Origin of the sequence: Citrobacter sp. RHB35-C21 (assembly GCF_013816515.1) — a bacterium.
In the GTDB taxonomy this organism is placed as follows: Bacteria; Pseudomonadota; Gammaproteobacteria; order Enterobacterales; family Enterobacteriaceae; genus Citrobacter; species Citrobacter braakii.
This window is the reverse complement of the sequence record NZ_CP057147.1, coordinates 4,305,151-4,323,455: the sequence shown is the minus strand read 5'-3', so window position 1 is coordinate 4,323,455 and position 18,305 is coordinate 4,305,151. Positions and strand designations below refer to the sequence as shown.

14 protein-coding genes are annotated in these 18,305 nt (G+C 53.1%); 5 read left to right on the top strand and 9 right to left on the bottom strand.

The features are described from left to right. Positions 1 to 16: 16 nt before the first annotated feature. From kefF to folA, 3 genes are all read left to right on the top strand, one after another. Entirely contained in the window at positions 17 to 547 is a 531-nt protein-coding gene (gene kefF / locus HVZ39_RS20970; protein WP_016151660.1) for a glutathione-regulated potassium-efflux system oxidoreductase KefF, read from the top strand. Beyond that, complete coding sequence (kefC, locus tag HVZ39_RS20965; RefSeq protein ID WP_181632920.1) at positions 540 to 2,402, top strand: glutathione-regulated potassium-efflux system protein KefC; 1,863 nt, start codon at positions 540 to 542, stop codon at positions 2,400 to 2,402. Before kefF ends, kefC begins: the two co-directional genes overlap by 8 nt. 198 nt (positions 2,403 to 2,600) lie before the next feature. Then, the gene (folA, locus tag HVZ39_RS20960; RefSeq protein WP_016151662.1) at positions 2,601 to 3,080 is read left to right on the top strand and encodes a type 3 dihydrofolate reductase; all 480 of its coding nucleotides are present in this window, start codon (positions 2,601 to 2,603) and stop codon (positions 3,078 to 3,080) included. A gap of 94 nt (positions 3,081 to 3,174) precedes the next feature. On the opposite strand, the gene apaH is transcribed toward folA, so the two are convergent. The 6 genes from apaH to lptD are packed head-to-tail and all read right to left on the bottom strand — an operon-like array spanning position 3,175 to position 9,920. After that, the gene (gene apaH / locus HVZ39_RS20955) at positions 3,175 to 4,023 is read right to left on the bottom strand and encodes a bis(5'-nucleosyl)-tetraphosphatase (symmetrical) ApaH (RefSeq protein ID WP_181626528.1); all 849 of its coding nucleotides are present in this window, start codon (positions 4,021 to 4,023) and stop codon (positions 3,175 to 3,177) included. A 10-nt stretch (positions 4,024 to 4,033) separates the two neighbouring features. Then, the gene (gene apaG, locus HVZ39_RS20950) at positions 4,034 to 4,411 is read right to left on the bottom strand and encodes a Co2+/Mg2+ efflux protein ApaG (RefSeq protein ID WP_003018867.1); all 378 of its coding nucleotides are present in this window, start codon (positions 4,409 to 4,411) and stop codon (positions 4,034 to 4,036) included. Positions 4,412 to 4,413: 2 nt separating this feature from the next. Further along, positions 4,414 to 5,235 carry a 16S rRNA (adenine(1518)-N(6)/adenine(1519)-N(6))-dimethyltransferase RsmA gene (gene rsmA, locus HVZ39_RS20945; protein WP_003018865.1) on the bottom strand — a complete coding sequence of 274 codons (822 nt, stop codon included), beginning with the start codon at positions 5,233 to 5,235 and terminating at the stop codon, positions 4,414 to 4,416. Next, a complete protein-coding gene (pdxA, locus tag HVZ39_RS20940) occupies positions 5,228 to 6,220 on the bottom strand; it encodes a 4-hydroxythreonine-4-phosphate dehydrogenase PdxA (protein ID WP_181632919.1) in 993 nt (330 codons plus the stop codon). Before pdxA ends, rsmA begins: the two co-directional genes overlap by 8 nt. Then, the gene (gene surA, locus HVZ39_RS20935; RefSeq protein ID WP_016151665.1) at positions 6,220 to 7,506 is read right to left on the bottom strand and encodes a peptidylprolyl isomerase SurA; all 1,287 of its coding nucleotides are present in this window, start codon (positions 7,504 to 7,506) and stop codon (positions 6,220 to 6,222) included. Before surA ends, pdxA begins: the two co-directional genes overlap by 1 nt. Before the next feature lie 53 nt (positions 7,507 to 7,559). Next, on the bottom strand, positions 7,560 to 9,920 hold the full coding sequence (gene lptD, locus HVZ39_RS20930) for an LPS assembly protein LptD (RefSeq protein ID WP_049042515.1): 2,361 nt from the start codon (positions 9,918 to 9,920) through the stop codon (positions 7,560 to 7,562). A 343-nt stretch (positions 9,921 to 10,263) separates the two neighbouring features. On the opposite strand from lptD, the gene djlA reads away from it, so the two are divergent. Beyond that, a complete protein-coding gene (gene djlA, locus HVZ39_RS20925; RefSeq protein WP_046276044.1) occupies positions 10,264 to 11,079 on the top strand; it encodes a co-chaperone DjlA in 816 nt (271 codons plus the stop codon). A 94-nt stretch (positions 11,080 to 11,173) separates the two neighbouring features. Here djlA and rluA read toward each other — a convergent pair whose 3' ends face one another. The 3 genes from rluA to polB form a co-directional block, all read right to left on the bottom strand. Continuing rightward, positions 11,174 to 11,833, bottom strand: coding sequence for a bifunctional tRNA pseudouridine(32) synthase/23S rRNA pseudouridine(746) synthase RluA (rluA, locus tag HVZ39_RS20920; protein WP_016151668.1), 660 nt, complete (start codon positions 11,831 to 11,833; stop codon positions 11,174 to 11,176). A gap of 11 nt (positions 11,834 to 11,844) precedes the next feature. Beyond that, positions 11,845 to 14,751: an RNA polymerase-associated protein RapA gene (gene rapA / locus HVZ39_RS20915; protein WP_047498352.1), complete on the bottom strand. Its 2,907-nt coding sequence runs from the start codon at positions 14,749 to 14,751 to the stop codon at positions 11,845 to 11,847. Positions 14,752 to 14,928: 177 nt separating this feature from the next. Continuing rightward, complete coding sequence (gene polB, locus HVZ39_RS20910) at positions 14,929 to 17,280, bottom strand: DNA polymerase II (protein ID WP_181632918.1); 2,352 nt, start codon at positions 17,278 to 17,280, stop codon at positions 14,929 to 14,931. 600 nt (positions 17,281 to 17,880) lie between these two features. Between polB and HVZ39_RS20905 the strand changes: the two genes are divergently transcribed. Beyond that, on the top strand, positions 17,881 to 18,264 hold the full coding sequence (locus tag HVZ39_RS20905) for a DUF4751 family protein (protein ID WP_016155677.1): 384 nt from the start codon (positions 17,881 to 17,883) through the stop codon (positions 18,262 to 18,264). Positions 18,265 to 18,305: the final 41 nt, after the last annotated feature.

Below are 18,305 nucleotides of genomic sequence, written 5' to 3'. Positions count from 1 at the left end.
GTGAAACAGGCTAATCATGATCCTCATCATTTATGCGCATCCCTATCCGCAGCACTCGCATGCGAATAAGCGGATGCTTGAACAGGCAAGGATGCTGGAGGGCGTGGAGATCCGCTCGCTCTACCAGCTCTACCCCGACTTCAATATCGATATTGCCGCTGAACAGGATGCGCTGGCGCGCGCTGATTTGATTATCTGGCAGCATCCTATGCAATGGTATAGCACTCCTCCCTTACTCAAGCTGTGGATGGATAAGGTCCTTTCGCACGGTTGGGCGTATGGCCACGGCGGGACTGCGCTCCACGGTAAACATCTGCTGTGGGCAGTGACGACCGGCGGCGGCGAAAACCACTTTGATATTGGCTCCCATCCCGGATTTGATGTGCTTTCCCAGCCCTTACAGGCAACAGCACTCTACTGTGGCCTCAAATGGCTGCCGCCGTTTGCGATGCACTGTACGTTTATCTGTGATGATGAAACTCTGCAGGCGCAGGCGCGTCATTACAAACAGCGTCTGTTGGAGTGGCAGGAGGTTCATCATGGATAGCCATACGCTAATACAGGCGCTGATTTATCTCGGATCGGCGGCGCTGATTGTCCCCATTGCCGTGCGACTGGGGCTAGGGTCAGTGCTGGGGTATCTCATCGCAGGGTGCATTATTGGACCATGGGGTCTGAGGATGGTGACCGACGCTGAATCAATCCTGCATTTTGCCGAGATCGGCGTGGTGCTGATGCTGTTTGTCATCGGTCTGGAGCTGGATCCGCAACGTTTGTGGAAACTGCGGGCCTCGGTGTTCGGTGGTGGTGCGCTGCAGATGGTGGTTTGCGGCGGTCTGATTGGTTTGTTCTGTATGTTCCTCGGCCTGCGCTGGCAGGTAGCGGAACTGATCGGCATGACGCTGGCGCTTTCCTCCACGGCTATTGCTATGCAGGCGATGAATGAGCGAAACCTGATGGTTTCGCAAATGGGACGCAGCGCGTTTGCCGTGCTGTTGTTCCAGGATATCGCCGCTATTCCTCTGGTGGCGATGATCCCATTACTTGCGGCGAGCGGCGCATCGACAACGCTTGGGGCGTTTGCGCTCTCCGCCCTTAAAGTGGCGAGCGCCCTGGTGCTGGTGGTGTTGCTGGGGCGTTATGTGACGCGTCCGGCCTTGCGTTTTGTCGCTCGCTCTGGCCTGCGGGAAGTATTCAGTGCCGTTGCGCTGTTCCTCGTTTTTGGCTTCGGTCTGCTGTTGGAAGAGGTTGGACTGTCGATGGCGATGGGCGCGTTCCTGGCTGGCGTGCTGCTGGCAAGCTCTGAGTATCGTCACGCGCTGGAAAGCGATATCGAGCCATTTAAAGGGCTGCTGCTGGGACTGTTTTTCATCGGCGTCGGGATGTCTATCGACTTTGGTACGCTGATTGATAATCCCTTGCGCATTATCATTCTGTTGGTCGGTTTCCTGGTTATCAAAACTGTCATGCTGTGGCTGATAGCGAAACCCTTACAGGTGCCGAACAAGCAGCGCAGATGGTTTGCCGTGTTATTAGGGCAGGGCAGTGAGTTTGCCTTTGTGGTGTTTGGCGCGGCGCAAATGGCAAACGTGCTTGATCCTGATTGGGCGAAATCTCTGACGCTGGCGGTGGCGCTGTCGATGGCGGCGACGCCGATTTTACTGGTAATTCTGACGCGTCTGGAAAAATCGGCGACCGGTGAAGAGCGGGAAGCAGATGAAATCGACGAGGAACAACCTCGGGTGATCATCGCCGGGTTTGGGCGATTTGGTCAGATAACCGGTCGTCTGTTGTTGTCGAGCGGGGTCAAAATGGTGGTTCTTGATCATGACCCGGACCATATCGAAACGCTGCGTAAATTCGGCATGAAGGTTTTCTATGGCGATGCGACGCGGATGGATCTGCTGGAGTCTGCCGGGGCGGCTAAAGCTGAAGTTATTATTAACGCCATTGATGATCCGCAAACCAGCCTGCAACTGACCGAAATGGTGAAACAGTATTTCCCGCATCTGCAAATTATTGCCCGTGCGCGCGATGTGGATCATTACATCCGCCTGCGCCAGGCTGGCGTGGAGATGCCGGAACGTGAAACCTTTGAGGGCGCGCTGAAGACCGGACGTTTGGCACTGGAAGGTCTTGGGCTTGGACGCTATGAAGCGCGTGAGCGGGCCGATGTATTCCGCCGCTTCAACACGCTGATGGTTGAGGAGATGGTGAAAGGGGAAAATGACGCAACGTCCCGCGCGGCGGTATATAAACGCACCAGCGAAATGCTGAGTGAAATTATTGCGGAAGATCGTCAGCACTTATCATTAATTCAACGCCATGGCTGGCAAGGCACGGATGAAGGTAAGCATACGGGCGACGTCGCCGATGAGCCGGAAGTGAAACCGTCAGCATAGGGTAAAAAATGTGATGTTCTGCAAACTTTACTGCTAATTGGCTGTTTTTGAACTACTGTAATGCTGGCGTACCACCTTAAATAGGTCGGTTCGCCAGCAGAACGGAAAATTTTCATGCTCATCCTCTTTCCGCCAGTCGACGAAAGATTGCGCTTTCCGTATAGTGGCGACAATTTTTTTGTATCCGGGAAACATTCAATGATCAGTCTGATTGCGGCGTTAGCGGTAGATCGCGTCATCGGTATGGAAAATGCCATGCCATGGAACCTACCTGCCGATCTCGCCTGGTTTAAACGTAATACCTTAAACAAGCCGGTTGTCATGGGACGCCACACGTGGGAATCCATCGGGCGACCGTTGCCAGGGCGTAAAAATATCGTCATCAGCAGCAAGCCTGGCACCGACGATCGCGTGCAGTGGGTGAAGTCTGTTGAGGAAGCGATCGCGGCCTGTGGCGATGAACCTGAAATTATGGTTATTGGCGGTGGGCGTGTGTATGAGCAGTTCCTGCCGAAAGCGCAGAAACTGTATCTGACACACATTGATGCGGAAGTTGAAGGGGATACGCATTTCCCGGACTACGAACCGGATGACTGGGAATCAGTGTTCAGTGAATTCCACGATGCTGACGCGCAAAACTCCCACAGCTACTGCTTCGAGATTTTGGAACGTCGTTAATGTGGATGCCTGATGGCGTTGCGCTAATCAGGCCTACAGATTGCACATTCGTCTGCCGGATTAGGTGTAAGCACCGCCATCCGGCAGACGGCTATCAGGCGTTGACGGCCTCGCCGGGATCCAGATTCAGATGGCGATTTGATGGCTGTACAAAGTACTGTTTGTCTTCCCAGCGCAGACAGGTGAGATCCCCGCCCCAGCAACACCCCGTATCTAACGCGTAAATACCTTCTGGCGTGCCTTTGCCCTCCAGCGATGCCCAGTGCCCGAATGCAATGCTATAGGCTTCACTGACCGGTCCAGGAATGGCAAACCACGGCTTCAGCGGGGCAGGCGCATCTTCTGGCGACTCTTTGCTGTACATGTCCAACTGACCGTTGGGGAAGCAGTAACGCATGCGGGTAAACGCGTTGGTAATAAAACGCAGGCGCGCCAGCCCCGTCAGTTCCGGGGTCCAGTTATTTGGCATGTCGCCGTACATGGCATCAAGAAAGAATGGATAAGAGTCGCTCGACAGCACGGCTTCAACGTCGCGAGCACAGTCCTTCGCCGTCTGCAGATCCCACTGTGGGGTAATCCCTGCATGCGCCATGACCAGTTTCTTCTCTTCATCAACCTGCAACAGCGGCTGGCGACGTAGCCAGTTAAGCAGCGTGTCAGCATCCGGGGCCTCAAGCAGCGGCGTGAGCCGGTCTTTCGGTTTATTACGGCTGATGCCAGCAAACACGGCCAGCAGGTGTAAATCGTGATTACCGAGGACTAACCGCACGCTGTCGCCCAGCGATTTAATGTAGCGCAAAACGTCTAACGACCCTGGCCCACGCGCAACCAGATCGCCGGTGAGCCATAAGGTGTCTTGTTCTGGATTAAAGTCAACCTGGTGCAGCAAGGCTACCAGTTCATCGTAACAACCGTGAACGTCGCCAATGAGGTATGTTGCCATAGCTATTGTTTTAATGAATGAGTGTAGGAACGGCGAGTCGGAACACGGGAATGTCGATGGTAAAGGCGATCCCTTGCTCATCGATCATTTCGTAATGACCCTGCATGGTGCCCAGCGGTGTTTCAATCACCGCACCGCTGGTGTACTGGTACTCTTCGCCAGGTTCGATGTGGGGCTGAACGCCAACCACGCCTTCGCCCTGAACTTCGGTTTCACGGCCATGACCATTGGTGATCAACCAATAACGCCCCAACAGCTGCACAGGCGCTCGCCCCAAATTGCGGATAGTCACGGTATAAGCAAAAACGTAACGTTCATCATCAGGTGAGGATTGCGCCTCAATGTAGACGCTTTGTACCTGAATGCACACTCGGGGCGAATTGATCATGTTTAACTCTCCTTCGATGGCGCGTTTTCTGACAGATAGTTAGCCATCCGGCAGTATTGCGCGACAGAGATATTTTCCGCTCGCATCGCCGGATCAACGCCCAGCTCTGTCAGTACTTCAACGCTAAACAGGTTGCCGAGACTATTACGTACCGTTTTGCGACGCTGATTAAACGCTTCAGTGGTAATACGGCTCAGCACACGAACATCTTTAACGGGGTACGGCATTGTCGCGTGAGGGACCAGACGCACCACGGCGGAATCGACTTTAGGCGCAGGCGTAAATGCGGATGGCGGCACTTCAAGTACCGGGATCACATTGCAGTAATACTGCGCCATGACGCTTAATCGACCATACGCTTTACTGTTTGGCCCTGCAACCAGACGGTTGACCACCTCTTTTTGCAACATGAAATGCATGTCGGCGATGGCATCAGTATAGGAAAAAAGATGGAACATGAGCGGCGTGGAGATGTTATACGGCAGGTTGCCGAATACGCGCAGCGGCTGACCCATCGTTTGTGCGAGTTCGCCGAAGTTCATGGTCATGGCATCTTGCTGATAAATCGTCAGCTTCGGCCCTAAAAACGGGTGTGTTTGCAGGCGGGCGGCGAGATCGCGGTCCAGCTCAATGACCGTGAGCTTGTCCAGGCGTTCGCCTACAGGTTCGGTCAACGCTGCCAGGCCCGGGCCGATTTCGACCATAGCCTGACCTTTCTGCGGGTTGATAGCAGAGACAATACTTTCGATCACAAACTGATCGTTGAGGAAGTTTTGCCCGAAACGTTTACGGGCTAAGTGGCCCTGATGGACTCGATTATTCATTGGTATTAACAATCATTTTGATGGCGAGATTAAGCGCCGTAATAAAACTGCCGACATCTGCTTGCCCACGACCCGCAAGTTCAAGCGCGGTGCCGTGATCGACGGATGTGCGAATAAAGGGCAGGCCCAGCGTGATATTCACACCGCGACCAAATCCCTGGTATTTTAGCACGGGGAGACCCTGATCGTGGTACATTGCCAGCACGGCATCCGCGTGGTCGAGATATTTGGGCTGAAACAGCGTATCTGCGGGCAGCGGGCCGTTTAATTTCATCCCCTGCGCACGCAGTTCATCAAGGACCGGAATGAGGGTGTCTATCTCTTCCGTTCCCATATGACCACCTTCACCGGCATGCGGGTTAAGACCGCACACCAGAATATGCGGATCGGCAATGCCAAACTTGGTGCGCAAATCATGATGCAAAATACCGATCACTTCTTTAAGCAGAGCAGGCGTAATGGCGTCGGCAACGGCTCTGAGCGGCAAATGAGTGGTTGCCAGGGCAACGCGCAGCGTTTCAGTCGCCAGCATCATGACGACTTTCTTCGCCTGTGAGCGCTCTTCAAAAAACTCGGTATGTCCGGTAAACGGGACGCCTGCGTCATTGATTACGCCTTTGTGCACCGGACCGGTAATCAGCGCCGCAAACTCACCTTGCAGACAACCATCGCAGGCGCGAGCCAGCGTATCCACCACATATTGTCCGTTCTCTACCGCCAACTGACCCGCGATAACAGGCGCCCGCAGAGCAATCGGCAACAGCGTCAACGTACCTGCTGATTGCGGTCTGGCTGGGGTATCTGGAGAGTATGGGAGGAGTGAAAGCGGTAAACCGAGCATTGCTGCCCGGTCACTGAGGAGTGTGGCATCCGCACAGACAACGAGTTCTACAGGCCACTCACGCTGGGCGAGCTGAACCACCAGGTCCGGGCCAATCCCGGCGGGTTCGCCGGGAGTGATCACAACGCGTTGAATACGAGTCATTAGTTGCTCAGAACTTTAACGTAGGCGCTGGCGCGCTGTTCCTGCATCCAGGTCGCAGCTTCTTCCGAGAATTTGCGGTTCATCAGCATACGATAAGCTCTGTCTTTCTGCGCCGCGTCAGTTTTATCAACGTTACGCGTGTCCAGCAGCTCGATCAGATGCCACCCGAAAGAGGAGTGCACCGGGGTACTCATCTGGCCTTTGTGAAGTTTGGTCAGCGCATCGCGGAAAGCGGGATCGAAAATATCCGCTGCAGCCCAGCCCAGATCGCCGCCCTGGTTGGCAGAACCCGGATCCTGAGAAAACTCTTTAGCCGCTGCCGCGAAGGTTGTTTTACCGCTCTTAATATCAGCTGCGATTTGTTCCAACTTCAGACGAGCCTGTTGATCGGTCATGATCGGCGATGGCTTGAGCAGAATATGGCGGGCATGAACTTCAGTCACGGAGATGCTCTGGCTTTGACCACGCATATCGTTAACTTTCAGGATGTGGAAGCCGACACCAGAACGAATTGGGCCGATGATATCGCCTTTTTTCGCGGTGCTTAGCGCCTGGGCAAAGATGCCCGGCAGCTCCTGAATACGTCCCCAACCCATCTGGCCGCCTTTCAGCGCCTGCTGGTCAGCGGAATAGGTGATAGCCAGTTTGCCGAAATCGCTACCGTTACGCGCTTCATCAACAACAGAGCGCGCCTGACTTTCAGCCGCGTTAACCTGGTCAGAAGTTGGGTTTTCCGGTAATGGGATCAGAATGTGGCTCAGGTTCAGCTCGGTGCTGGCATCGTTTTGGTTGCCGACCTGCTGCGCCAGGGCATCCACTTCCTGAGGCAGGATAGTAACGCGACGGCGAACTTCGTTGTTACGCACTTCAGAGATGGTCATCTCTTTGCGGATCTGGTTACGATAGGTCGAATAGCTTAAGCCATCCTGTGCCAGACGGCTGCGCATCTGATCCAGCGTCATGTTGTTTTGCTTGGCGATGTTGGCAATCGCCTGATCCAGTTGCTCGTCAGAGATTTTAACACCCATCTTCTGACCCATCTGCAGGAGGATTTGATCCATGATCAAACGTTCCAGGATCTGATGACGCAGCGTGGCGTCGTCCGGTAATTGTTGACCAGCCTGACCCGCATTAAGTTTTACTGACTGCATTAAGCCATCGACGTCGCTTTCCAGAACGACGCCGTTATTGACGACGGCTGCGACTTTATCGACTACCTGTGGGGCAGCGAAACTGGTATTCGCGATCATGGCGATACCGAGAAGCAGCGTTTTCCAGTTCTTCATACTTTTTCCATTTCAATTAACCGCAAAGCGGATTACGTTGTAAATCAATCAGATCATAAAGAGCTTTGATACGGCAAAATGTTAGAACGCAACATTTGGTTGGTGCCGAGACCGTAGTTGGAACTCAGGCCGCGTAGTTCGATATTAAAGCCGATCGTGTTGTCATAAACTGCATGTTTCTGAGTGTCATCCCAGCCGTTCAGCTTACGTTCGTAGCCGAAGCGAATGGCGTAACAGCAGGAGTTGTACTGCAGACCCAGCATGGAATCCGCTTCTTTGTTCACGTTGGTATCAAAGTAGTAAGCCCCGACAATCGACCAGCGGTCGGCGATCGGGAAGCTTGCTACCGCGCCCACCTGTGAAATCCCGTTTTTATACTGCTCTGCTGTAGAGTAGTAAGACGGCAGGGTTGCCTGGATATATTCAGAGCTGGCATAACGGTAGTTCAGCTGCAGCATACGGTTTTCGTCGCGGCGGTATTCGATACTGCTGCTGCTGGTTGCAACGCTGTCCAGACGCGTGTCGTACTGGATCCCACTGCGTAAACCCCAGCGATCGGAGATGCGCCAGTAGGTGTCGCCAGCCCATACCAGTGAGCCCGTTTTGTCGTCATTCTCCCATTTAATGTTGTCATCGCCAGTGCGAGACTCGGTGAAATAGTAGATTTGACCCACAGAAATATTAAAACGTTCAACGGCCGCGTCATCATAAACGCGAGATGTGACCCCGGTCGTTACCTGGTTGGCAGACGCGATGCGGTCCAGACCGCCATAGGTGCGATCGCGGAACAGGCCGCTGTAGTCAGATTGCAGCAGGGACGAGTCATAGTTATAGATATGACTTTGGTCGCGATACGGTACATACAGGTACTGAGCACGGGGCTCCAGCGTTTGGGTATAGCCCGGCGCTAACATGTTCATGTCGCGCTCGAAGATCATCTTGCCGTCAACTTTAAACTGCGGCATGACGCGGTTGGCGGAATCATCGAGCTTGTTAACGTTACTCGGGTTGTTGTTGTACCAATCCAGGTTAGTTTGCTGATAGTGCGTTGCCAGCAGCTTCGCTTCGGTATTGATACTTCCCCAGTTATTCGACAATGGCAGGTTGATGGTCGGTTCGAGGTGAACACGCGTTGCTTCCGGCATGTTGTCGTTGGTATTAACGAAATGGACTGCCTGACCATAGATACGGGTATCAAACGGACCGACATCATTCTGGTAGTAGTTGACGTCTAACTGCGGCTGAGCGGAATAGCTACTGTTGTTCTGATCGTCAAAGACCTGGAACTGCTTGGTCGAAACCGTCGCATCAAAGTTTTGTACAGCATAGCCGACGCTGAATTTTTGCGTGGCGTAGCCGTCAGTACTGGAACCGTATTTATTATCAAAATCGTTAAAGTAGCTGGAGTCGCTGACCTTGGTGTAGTCAACGTTAAAACGCCACACCTGATCCATTACACCGGCGTGCTGCCAGTAGAACAGCCAGCGGCGGGAATTATCATCCTTCGGGTGTTCATCCTCGTACACTTTATCGGAATTCAGATAGTCGAACTCCATCAGACCTGCGCCCGCCTGGGTGAGGTAGCGGAATTCGTTCTCCCACATGATACCGCCACGACGATGTATATAATGCGGCGTGATGGTGGCGTCCATATTGGGCGCAATGTTCCAATAATACGGGAGATAGAACTCAAAATAGTTATTGGTAGAGTATTTTGCGTTCGGGATCAGGAAACCAGAGCGACGCTTATCGCCGACGGGTAACTGTAAATAAGGACTGTAAAAGACCGGAACCGGACCCAGTTTAAAACGGGCGTTCCAGATCTCTGCGACCTGTTCTTCACGGTCGTGAATGACTTCGCTACCGACGACGCTCCAGGTATTGGAACCTGGCAGACAGGAGGTGAAGCTACCGTTTTCCAGAATGGTATAGCGGTTTTCCCCACGCTGCTTCATCAGATCGGCTTTTCCGCGCCCCTGACGACCTACCATCTGATAATCACCTTCCCAGATGTTGGTATCTTTGGTATTCAGATTAGACCAGCCCTTCGGCCCCTTCAGAATAACCTGATTGTCATCATAATGGACATTGCCCAGCGCATCGACGGTACGAACTGGCTCCGGCTGGCCTTCTGCCTGCTTCTGATGAAGCTGCACTTCGTCGGCCTGCAGGCGGCTGTTACCCTGTGCGATGTCCACATTGCCGGTAAACACCGCGTCATCCGGGTAATTCCCTTTCGCGTTGTCAGCAGTGATGGTGACGGGTAATTCATTGGTCTCGCCCTGTACCAGAGGACGGTCATAGCTTGGCACGCCCAGCATACACTGTGAGGCGAGATCGGCTGCCAGACCCTGATGGCTATAGAGGGCGCTGGCAATCATGGTGGCCAGAAGAGTGGGAATACGTTTTTTCATACGTTGTATTTATTGTTCCATCATCAGTAGCGTCGCGCGTGACAAACGGTCACAGCCTAACTTATCTCATCTTCACTTCGCTAGTATTAATCCTGCCCATTTTATCCCGCCACCTTTCAAGCTGCATCTTCGTTCCAGACGAATTGGTCACTGCGTTGCCGCCTTGTTGCAACTCGAAATCCAACGGGTATAGCGTTTGTGGTGTTAGGCACGGCATAGAATGACAGGTATGATAATGCAAATTATAGGCGATGTCCCACAATTGACCGCAGCCGTAAATCGGTAAAAGCACCTTATATTGTGGGACATATCCTGGCTGAGAGCAGAAAGATTTGGGGAGTCTATGCAGTATTGGGGAAAGATAATTGGTGTCGCCGTGGCCTTAATGATGGGCGGCGGCTTCTGGGGTGTGGTTCTGGGCCTGTTAGTTGGTCACATGTTCGACAAAGCCCGCATGCGCAAAATGGCGTGGTTTGCCAACCAGCGTGAACGCCAGGCGCTGTTTTTTGCCACCACTTTTGAGGTGATGGGGCACCTGACCAAATCCAAAGGTCGCGTCACGGAAGCCGATATCCATATCGCCAGTCAATTGATGGATCGAATGAATTTGCACGGTGACTCGCGTACCGCCGCGCAACATGCCTTCCGGGTGGGAAAATCGGACAATTACCCATTACGTGAAAAAATGCGTCAGTTTCGCAGCGTCTGTTTTGGTCGCTTCGATCTGATCCGCATGTTTCTGGAGATTCAGATCCAGGCGGCTTTTGCCGATGGGTCGTTGCATCCGAACGAGCGTGAAGTGCTGTATGTGATTGCTGAAGAGTTGGGGATCTCACGTACCCAGTTTGATCAGTTTCTGCGCATGATGCAGGGCGGCGCTCAGTTCGGCGGCGGATATCAGCAGCAGTCCGGCGGCGGTGGCTGGCAGCAGACGCAACGCGGTCCGACGCTGGAAGACGCCTGCAATGTGCTGGGTGTGAAAGCGACCGATGATGCGACCACCATTAAACGCGCATACCGTAAGCTGATGAGCGAGCACCATCCGGACAAACTGGTGGCGAAAGGTCTGCCGCCAGAAATGATGGAAATGGCGAAGCAAAAAGCGCAGGAAATTCAAAAAGCTTACGAGCTAATTAAAGAACAGAAAGGCTTTAAATAATCGTTATGCCGGATGGCTGCTAGCGCCTTATCCGGCCTACGTTAATGAATGTAGGCCGGGCAAGCGAAGCACCCGGCCTAAATGGGTCCTGCGTTTAAAAATCTGCCGGAACTTTAAACGTCATACTGTTGCCGTATTCGGGATGCGTGATAGTTAACATCTCTGCGTGCAGCAGCAGGCGCGGCGCTAACGCCAGGGCCTGTGGCGGGGCGTAGAAGCGGTCGCCCAGGATCGGATGCCCTAATGCCAGCATATGCACACGTAACTGGTGGGAGCGTCCGGTAATGGGTTTGAGCACGACCCGGGCGGTGTTATCTTCCGCGAACTCCACCACTTCATACTCGGTCTGCGCCGATTTTCCGGTCTCATAACACACTTTCTGCTTTGGCCGATTCGGCCAGTCGCAAATCAGCGGTAAATCAACCAGCCCCTCGGCCGGAGCGGGATGTCCCCAGACGCGTGCGACATACTGTTTCTTCGGCTCGCGTTCGCGAAACTGGCGCTTTAGCTCGCGCTCTGCCGCTTTAGTTAGCGCCACTACAATCACGCCGCTGGTTGCCATATCCAGACGATGTACGGATTCAGCCTGCGGGTAATCGCGCTGAATACGCGTCATCACGCTGTCTTTGTGTTCATCCAGACGACCCGGCACGGACAACAAGCCGCTCGGCTTGTTGACCACCATAATGTGCTCATCCTGATACAGGATAACCAGCCAGGGTTCCTGCGGCGGATTATAGTTTTCCATCCCCATGTCAGGCTCCGTTACTGATGCGTCACGACGATCAGGCGCAGGGCATCCAGACGCCATCCCGCCTGATCCAAGCTTTCCATCACCAGCTGACGATTGCTTTCAATGGCGCTGAGTTCGTCATCACGGATGTTCGGGTTAACGGCACGCAGCGCTTCCAGACGGGAGAGTTCAGCCGTCAGCTTCTCGTCCGCTTCTTTGCGCGCCGCGTCGATCAGCGCGCGGGCCGATTTTTCTACCTGCGCTTCACCGAGTTGCAGAATGGCATGAACATCCTGCTGAACGGCGTTGACCAGTTTACTGCCGGTGTGGCGGTTAACGGCGCTGAGCTGACGGTTAAAGGTTTCGAATTCAACCTGCGCGGCAAGGTTGTTGCCGTTTTTGTCCAGCAGCATGCGTACCGGAGTTGGCGGCAGGAAGCGGTTTAGCTGCAGCTGTTTTGGCGCTTGCGCTTCAACGACGTAGACCAGTTCAACCAGCAGAGTACCGACCGGTAATGCTTTGTTTTTCAGCAAAGAAATGGTGCTGCTTCCGGTGTCGCCGGAGAGGATCAGATCCAGACCATTACGGATCAGCGGATGCTCCCAGGTAATAAACTGCGCGTCTTCACGCGACAGGGCAACATCACGCTCAAACGTAATGGTACAGCCATCTTCCGGCAGCCCAGGGAAATCCGGCACCAGCATATGATCGGACGGTGTCAGCACGATCAAATTGTCGCCACGGTCATCCTGATTAATACCAACGATATCAAACAGGTTCATGGCGAAGGCGATCAGGCTGGTATCGTCGTCCTGTTCTTCAATACTCTCAGCCAGCGCCAGCGCTTTTTCGCCGCCGTTAGAGTGGATCTCCAGCAGGCGATCGCGACCTTGCTCCAGCTGTGCTTTCAGCGCGTCATGCTGTTCGCGACAGGTTTTGATCAGATCGTCAAAGCCATCGGTGTTTTCTGGCTCAGCCAGGTAGCCGATCAGATTGTTATATACCGTGTCATAGATGGTACGTCCGGTCGGGCAAGTGTGTTCGAACGCATCCAGACCTTCGTGGTACCAACGCACCAGCACGGATTGCGCGGTTTTTTCCAGGTATGGAACGTGGATCTGGATATCATGCACCTGACCAATACGGTCCAGACGGCCAATACGCTGTTCCAGCAGGTCCGGATTGAACGGCAGATCAAACATCACCAGATGGCTGGCGAACTGGAAGTTACGCCCTTCGGAGCCGATTTCAGAGCACAGCATCACCTGGGCGCCGCTATCTTCTTCGCTAAACCAGGCCGCAGCGCGGTCACGTTCAATGATCGACATCCCTTCATGGAACACGGCGGCGCGGATACCTTCGCGCTCGCGCAGAACCTGCTCCAGCTGAAGCGCAGTGGTGGCTTTCGCACAGATGACCAGAACTTTTTGCGAGCGGTGGCTGGTCAGGTAGCCCATCAGCCATTCCACGCGCGGGTCAAAGTTCCACCAGGTGCCGGTGTCGCCTTCGAATTCCTGATAAATCTGCTCCGGGTAGAGCATGTCGCGCGCGCGGTCTTCCGCACTCTTACGCGCGCCCATAATGCCGGAGACTTTAATGGCCGTCTGGTATTGGGTTGGCAACGGCAATTTGATGGTATGCAGCTCGCGTTTAGGGAAGCCTTTCACACCGTTACGGGTATTTCGGAACAGCACGCGGCTGGTGCCGTGGCGGTCCATCAGCATCGAAACCAGCTCCTGACGCGCGCTCTGGGCGTCTTCGCTGTCGCTGTTTGCCGCCTGCAATAACGGCTCAATGTCCTGTTCGCCAATCATGTCACCTAACATGTTCAGCTCATTGTTACTCAGCTTGTTGCCAGCCAGTAACATGGCGACGGCGTCGGCGACCGGACGGTAATTTTTCTGTTCTTCAACAAACTGGGCGAAATCGTGGAAGCGGCTTGGATCCAGTAGGCGCAGGCGCGCAAAGTGGCTTTCCAGGCCCAGCTGTTCCGGCGTTGCGGTCAGCAGCAGGATGCCTGGTACGCGCTCTGCCAGCTGTTCAACGGCCATATATTCACGGCTGGGCGCGTCTTCGCTCCACACCAGGTGATGGGCTTCATCGACAATCAGCAGATCCCATTCGGCATCACACAGGTGCTCCAGACGCTGTTTACTGCGACGGGCAAAGTCCAGCGAACAGATAACCAACTGTTCGGTTTCAAACGGGTTGTAGGCATCGTGCTGCGCTTCTGCATAACGCTCATCATCAAACAGCGCAAAGCGCAGGTTGAAACGACGCAGCATTTCGACCAGCCACTGGTGCTGTAACGTCTCCGGGACGATGATCAGCACGCGCTCCGCGGCGCCTGACAGCAGCTGTTGATGCAGGATCATCCCTGCTTCAATGGTTTTACCTAAACCCACTTCGTCTGCCAGCAACACGCGAGGGGCATGACGACGGCCGACATCATGGGCAATGTTGAGCTGGTGGGGGATCAGGCTGGTACGTTGACCACGCAAACCACTCCACGGCATACGGTACTGTTCGCTCTGAAATTTACGTGCGCGATAGCGCAGCGCAAAGCGGTCCATACGGTCAATCTGGCCGGCAAACAGGCGATCCTGGGGTTTACTGAAAACCAGTTTGCTGTCGAGCAGCACTTCACGCAGCGTTACACCGGTTTCTTCGGTATCAAGGCGGGTTCCGATATAGGCAAGCAGGCCGTTTTCTTCTTTTACTTCATCGACATGCAGTTGCCAGCCTTCATGGCTCGTGATCGTGTCGCCAGGGTTGAACATCACGCGGGTCACGGGGGAATCACTGCGCGCATACAGACGGTTTTCACCCGTCGATGAGAAAAGTAAAGTGACGGTTCGCGCATCCATGGCGACAACAGTACCAAGTCCCAATTCGCTTTCTGTATCGCTGATCCAGCGTTGACCAAGTGTAAAAGGCATATATGTTCGGCTCTATATCTTTAATTGCAGGCAATACTCGTCATTTTCCGGGCTAGTCCCCGTTATTGAGAGCATACGACCCCGCTACCAGGCTAATAAATCAGTGGTAGGGGTGTTAAATGGGTCCAGGAATGGAAAGGGCGCTATGGTACTGGATGGCGGCGGTTTCGTCACGCGTCAAAATAACCCCAGTTGTCCTGTGAGTAGTGTAGCAAAATTATCATCAATAAAGGGAAGAATTCCCTCGGCAACCGGCTGGATCTGGCGGGTTAGATAATGCTCGTAATCAAGTGCAGATAGCTGATAATCAACAGGTTCAGGTCCATTTATCGTCCAGACATATTTAATCGTGCCACGATTCTGATACTGCTGCGGACGCCCCAGTTTGACGTTCTGCTCATCGGCGAGCCGCGCGGCGCGAACGTGCGGCGGAACATTCCGCTGGTATTCGCTCAACGGGCGGCGCAGGCGTTTGCGGTACACCAGGTGTTCATCCAGTTCACCCGCCATCAGACGGTCGATAGTCTCGCGAACAAACTCTTGATAAGGCTCGTTACGAAAAATTCGCAGGTACAGCTCCTGCTGAAACTGCTGGGCCAGCGGCGTCCAGTCGGTGCGTACCGTTTCCAGACCTTTAAATACCATGCGTTGCTCAGCACCTGACTGAATCATTCCGGCGTAGCGTTTTTTGCTGCCGGTATCTGCACCGCGAATGGTCGGCATCAGAAAGCGACAAAAGTGGGTTTCAAATTCCAGCTCCAGCGCGCTGGTCAGGTTTTGCTGCTTCAGCGATTGCGCCCACCAGTTGTTGACATAGCTTACCAGTTCCCGACCAATCCGGGCCGCATCGTCTTCCGAGTGCGCCTTTTTAAGCCAGACAAAGGTGGAGTCGGTGTCGCCATAGATGACGTCGTAACCCTGAGCCTCAATCAGCGCTTTGGTCTGACGCATGATCGCGTGACCGCGCATGGTGATAGACGAAGCCAGCCTCGGGTCGAAAAAGCGGCAGGCGGTGGTGCCAAGAACGCCGTAAAACGCGTTCATGATGATTTTCAGCGCCTGTGAGAGCGGCTTATTGCCGCGGCGTTTGGCTTCATCACGCCCATGCCAGATCTGGGTAACGATTTCCGGCAGACAGTGCTTTTCGCGTGAGAACCAGGCGTCAAGGAACCCCTCGGTACTGTGTTCCCGATCCGGCTGTGCCATCCCTTCGATAAGTCCCACTGGATCGATCAAAAAAGTACGAATAATTGACGGGTACAGGCTTTTGTAATCCAGCACCAGCACGGAGTCGTACAAACCCGGGCGCGAGTCCATCACGTAGCCACCGGGGCTGGCGTGCGCGGGAACTTCCCCCAGATTCGGTGCCACATAGCCCGCCCGGTGCATTCGCGGTAGGTAGAGATGGCCGAAGGCGGCAACGGAACCGCCATGCCGGTCGACCGGCAGGCCGTTTACCGTCGATCGTTCCAGCAAAAATGGCATGATCTCGGTTTTATGAAAAATACGCGTGACCAGCTCACAGTCTTTGAGATTGTAGGAGGCGAGTGCGGGCTTATCCTGGGCAAACCGGCGATCTATTTCGTCCATCCTGTCCCAGGGATTATCTATCGACTTCCCTTCGCCCAGCAGCTCCTGTGACACCGTTTCCAGTGAAAAGGATGAGAAATTCCAGAATGCGGATTTAAGCGCCTCAATGCCGTCGATAATCAGGCGACCTTTAGCCTGCGCGAAGAATACGCCGTTTTTGAAGCCATGTTCGCGCCACTCCAGCTCGCTATTGTCACGGCCAAAACGCAGGGGAATGCGGTAACGTTCAGCATGCTTTTGCAGGACGCGTAAATCGAATTGCACGACGTTCCAGCCGATTACCACATCAGGATCGTGACGGGCAATCCAGTCGTTGAGCTTTTCCAGTAACTGCGGGCGGCTTGCGACATATTCAAGTTCAAAATCCAGCGCTGAGGCATCGCCGTTTGCCGGGCCGAGCATGTAGACAATACGCTGCCCACAGCCTTCAAGGCCGATACAGTAGAGTTCGCCGTGGCGCGTGGTTTCGATATCCAGCGAGACCCATTTCAGCGGCGGTCGATAGTCAGGGTTCGGCTTCAACCGGGCATTAACCAGCGTACCGTTAAGTCTGTCGCCTTCAACCCAAACAGGTGAGGTGATAAAACGCTCCATCAGATACCGTTCCGGCGGACGCACGTCGGCCTCGTAGACGGTAATTGCGTTTTCACGCAGCAGCTTTTCCAGCCGCATGAGCTGGCGATGTGAGCGGCAATACAGGCCGGAAACGGGCTGGCGGTGGAAGTCTTGCAATTGCAGCGGCGTCAGACGATAGCCGTTTTCATTGCGTAATAATGACGCTACGCGAGGAACCTGACTGACAGGAATAAACGCGACCGACTCCTGAGGCGCGAGCGTGACCTGTAGCGGCCCGTCGTCTGTAGCCAGCCAGAATGTGACCTCAGTTCCCTGCGGAGTGTCCCGCCAGTGCCGGGTTAAAATAAAGCCTGCCTGCGCCACGCTGCGTACCCATTAAAAAACCAGGCATTATTATAGCCTGGTTTACACGATTGTACTGTTATTTTGTACAGTTAAAAATGAGAACTGTAGGAAGTTATTGTGACAGTAACAGTAAAATGCCCTCCGCAGTAAAAGTGTTACAGGATAGGGTTTGGTATTTAATAAATGAATGCCTTAATTGAAAACTCTTCCTTGAATTATTTTATTGGCCTGTCATGGCTATTTTTATTTATTATTGTTTTGTAATTATGTTTGTTTCATTAATTGGAAGTCCGTTTCAGGATTTTTATGTCATTTTCGGAATCGTGCTCGTACGGTTTTGTTACTCATCCCTCGGTTCAGGAAAAATGGTTATTTTTTTTATTTGTTTTTATTCATGGTTAGTGTAACTATTTTAATCAAACACTCGGGTTACCAGGTTGAATATAATATATTTTTATGGCTTGCTATTGTCTGGATAAAAACGGATTTTCGGTTCGATTTCGTCGGGAATATCTCTCTGTATAATTTGATTTTTATCGCTGAATATAATTTTATTCATCTGATAGCTCGGGTGTTTTATATCAATAGCTTGGGTGCGTAGTGTTATGGAGGCCTATTATGGATATTTATACTCAGGCGTTACAGGTAGGATATGATCACTATTTATTTGTTAATACTCAGTTATCTAACCCTACAATTAAATCAGTAAGTCAATATATTGAGTATAGAACGTGGTCAGGTCAAATTTGGCGTACTGAGGTTATTGAACGTGGGAATGCTTTCTTTCACTGGCAAGGGCATGACAGAATAAATGGTCATCGTGATACGGTGATTAATTATCTGTTGAATGGACAGCGCTGGCAGTCAACGATTACAGATTACATTTTCTTTCATTCACTGGATGGTGAAGAGGCGCAGGGACATTATGACAACGTGATTAAATACGTTTGTGCTAATAACTGTGTGTATCGAAGTGCGTTTGCGGAATATATAAAGGAATAACCAGAGAGCGCGCCACCGAGATTCCGGGCGCGCTCAGATTG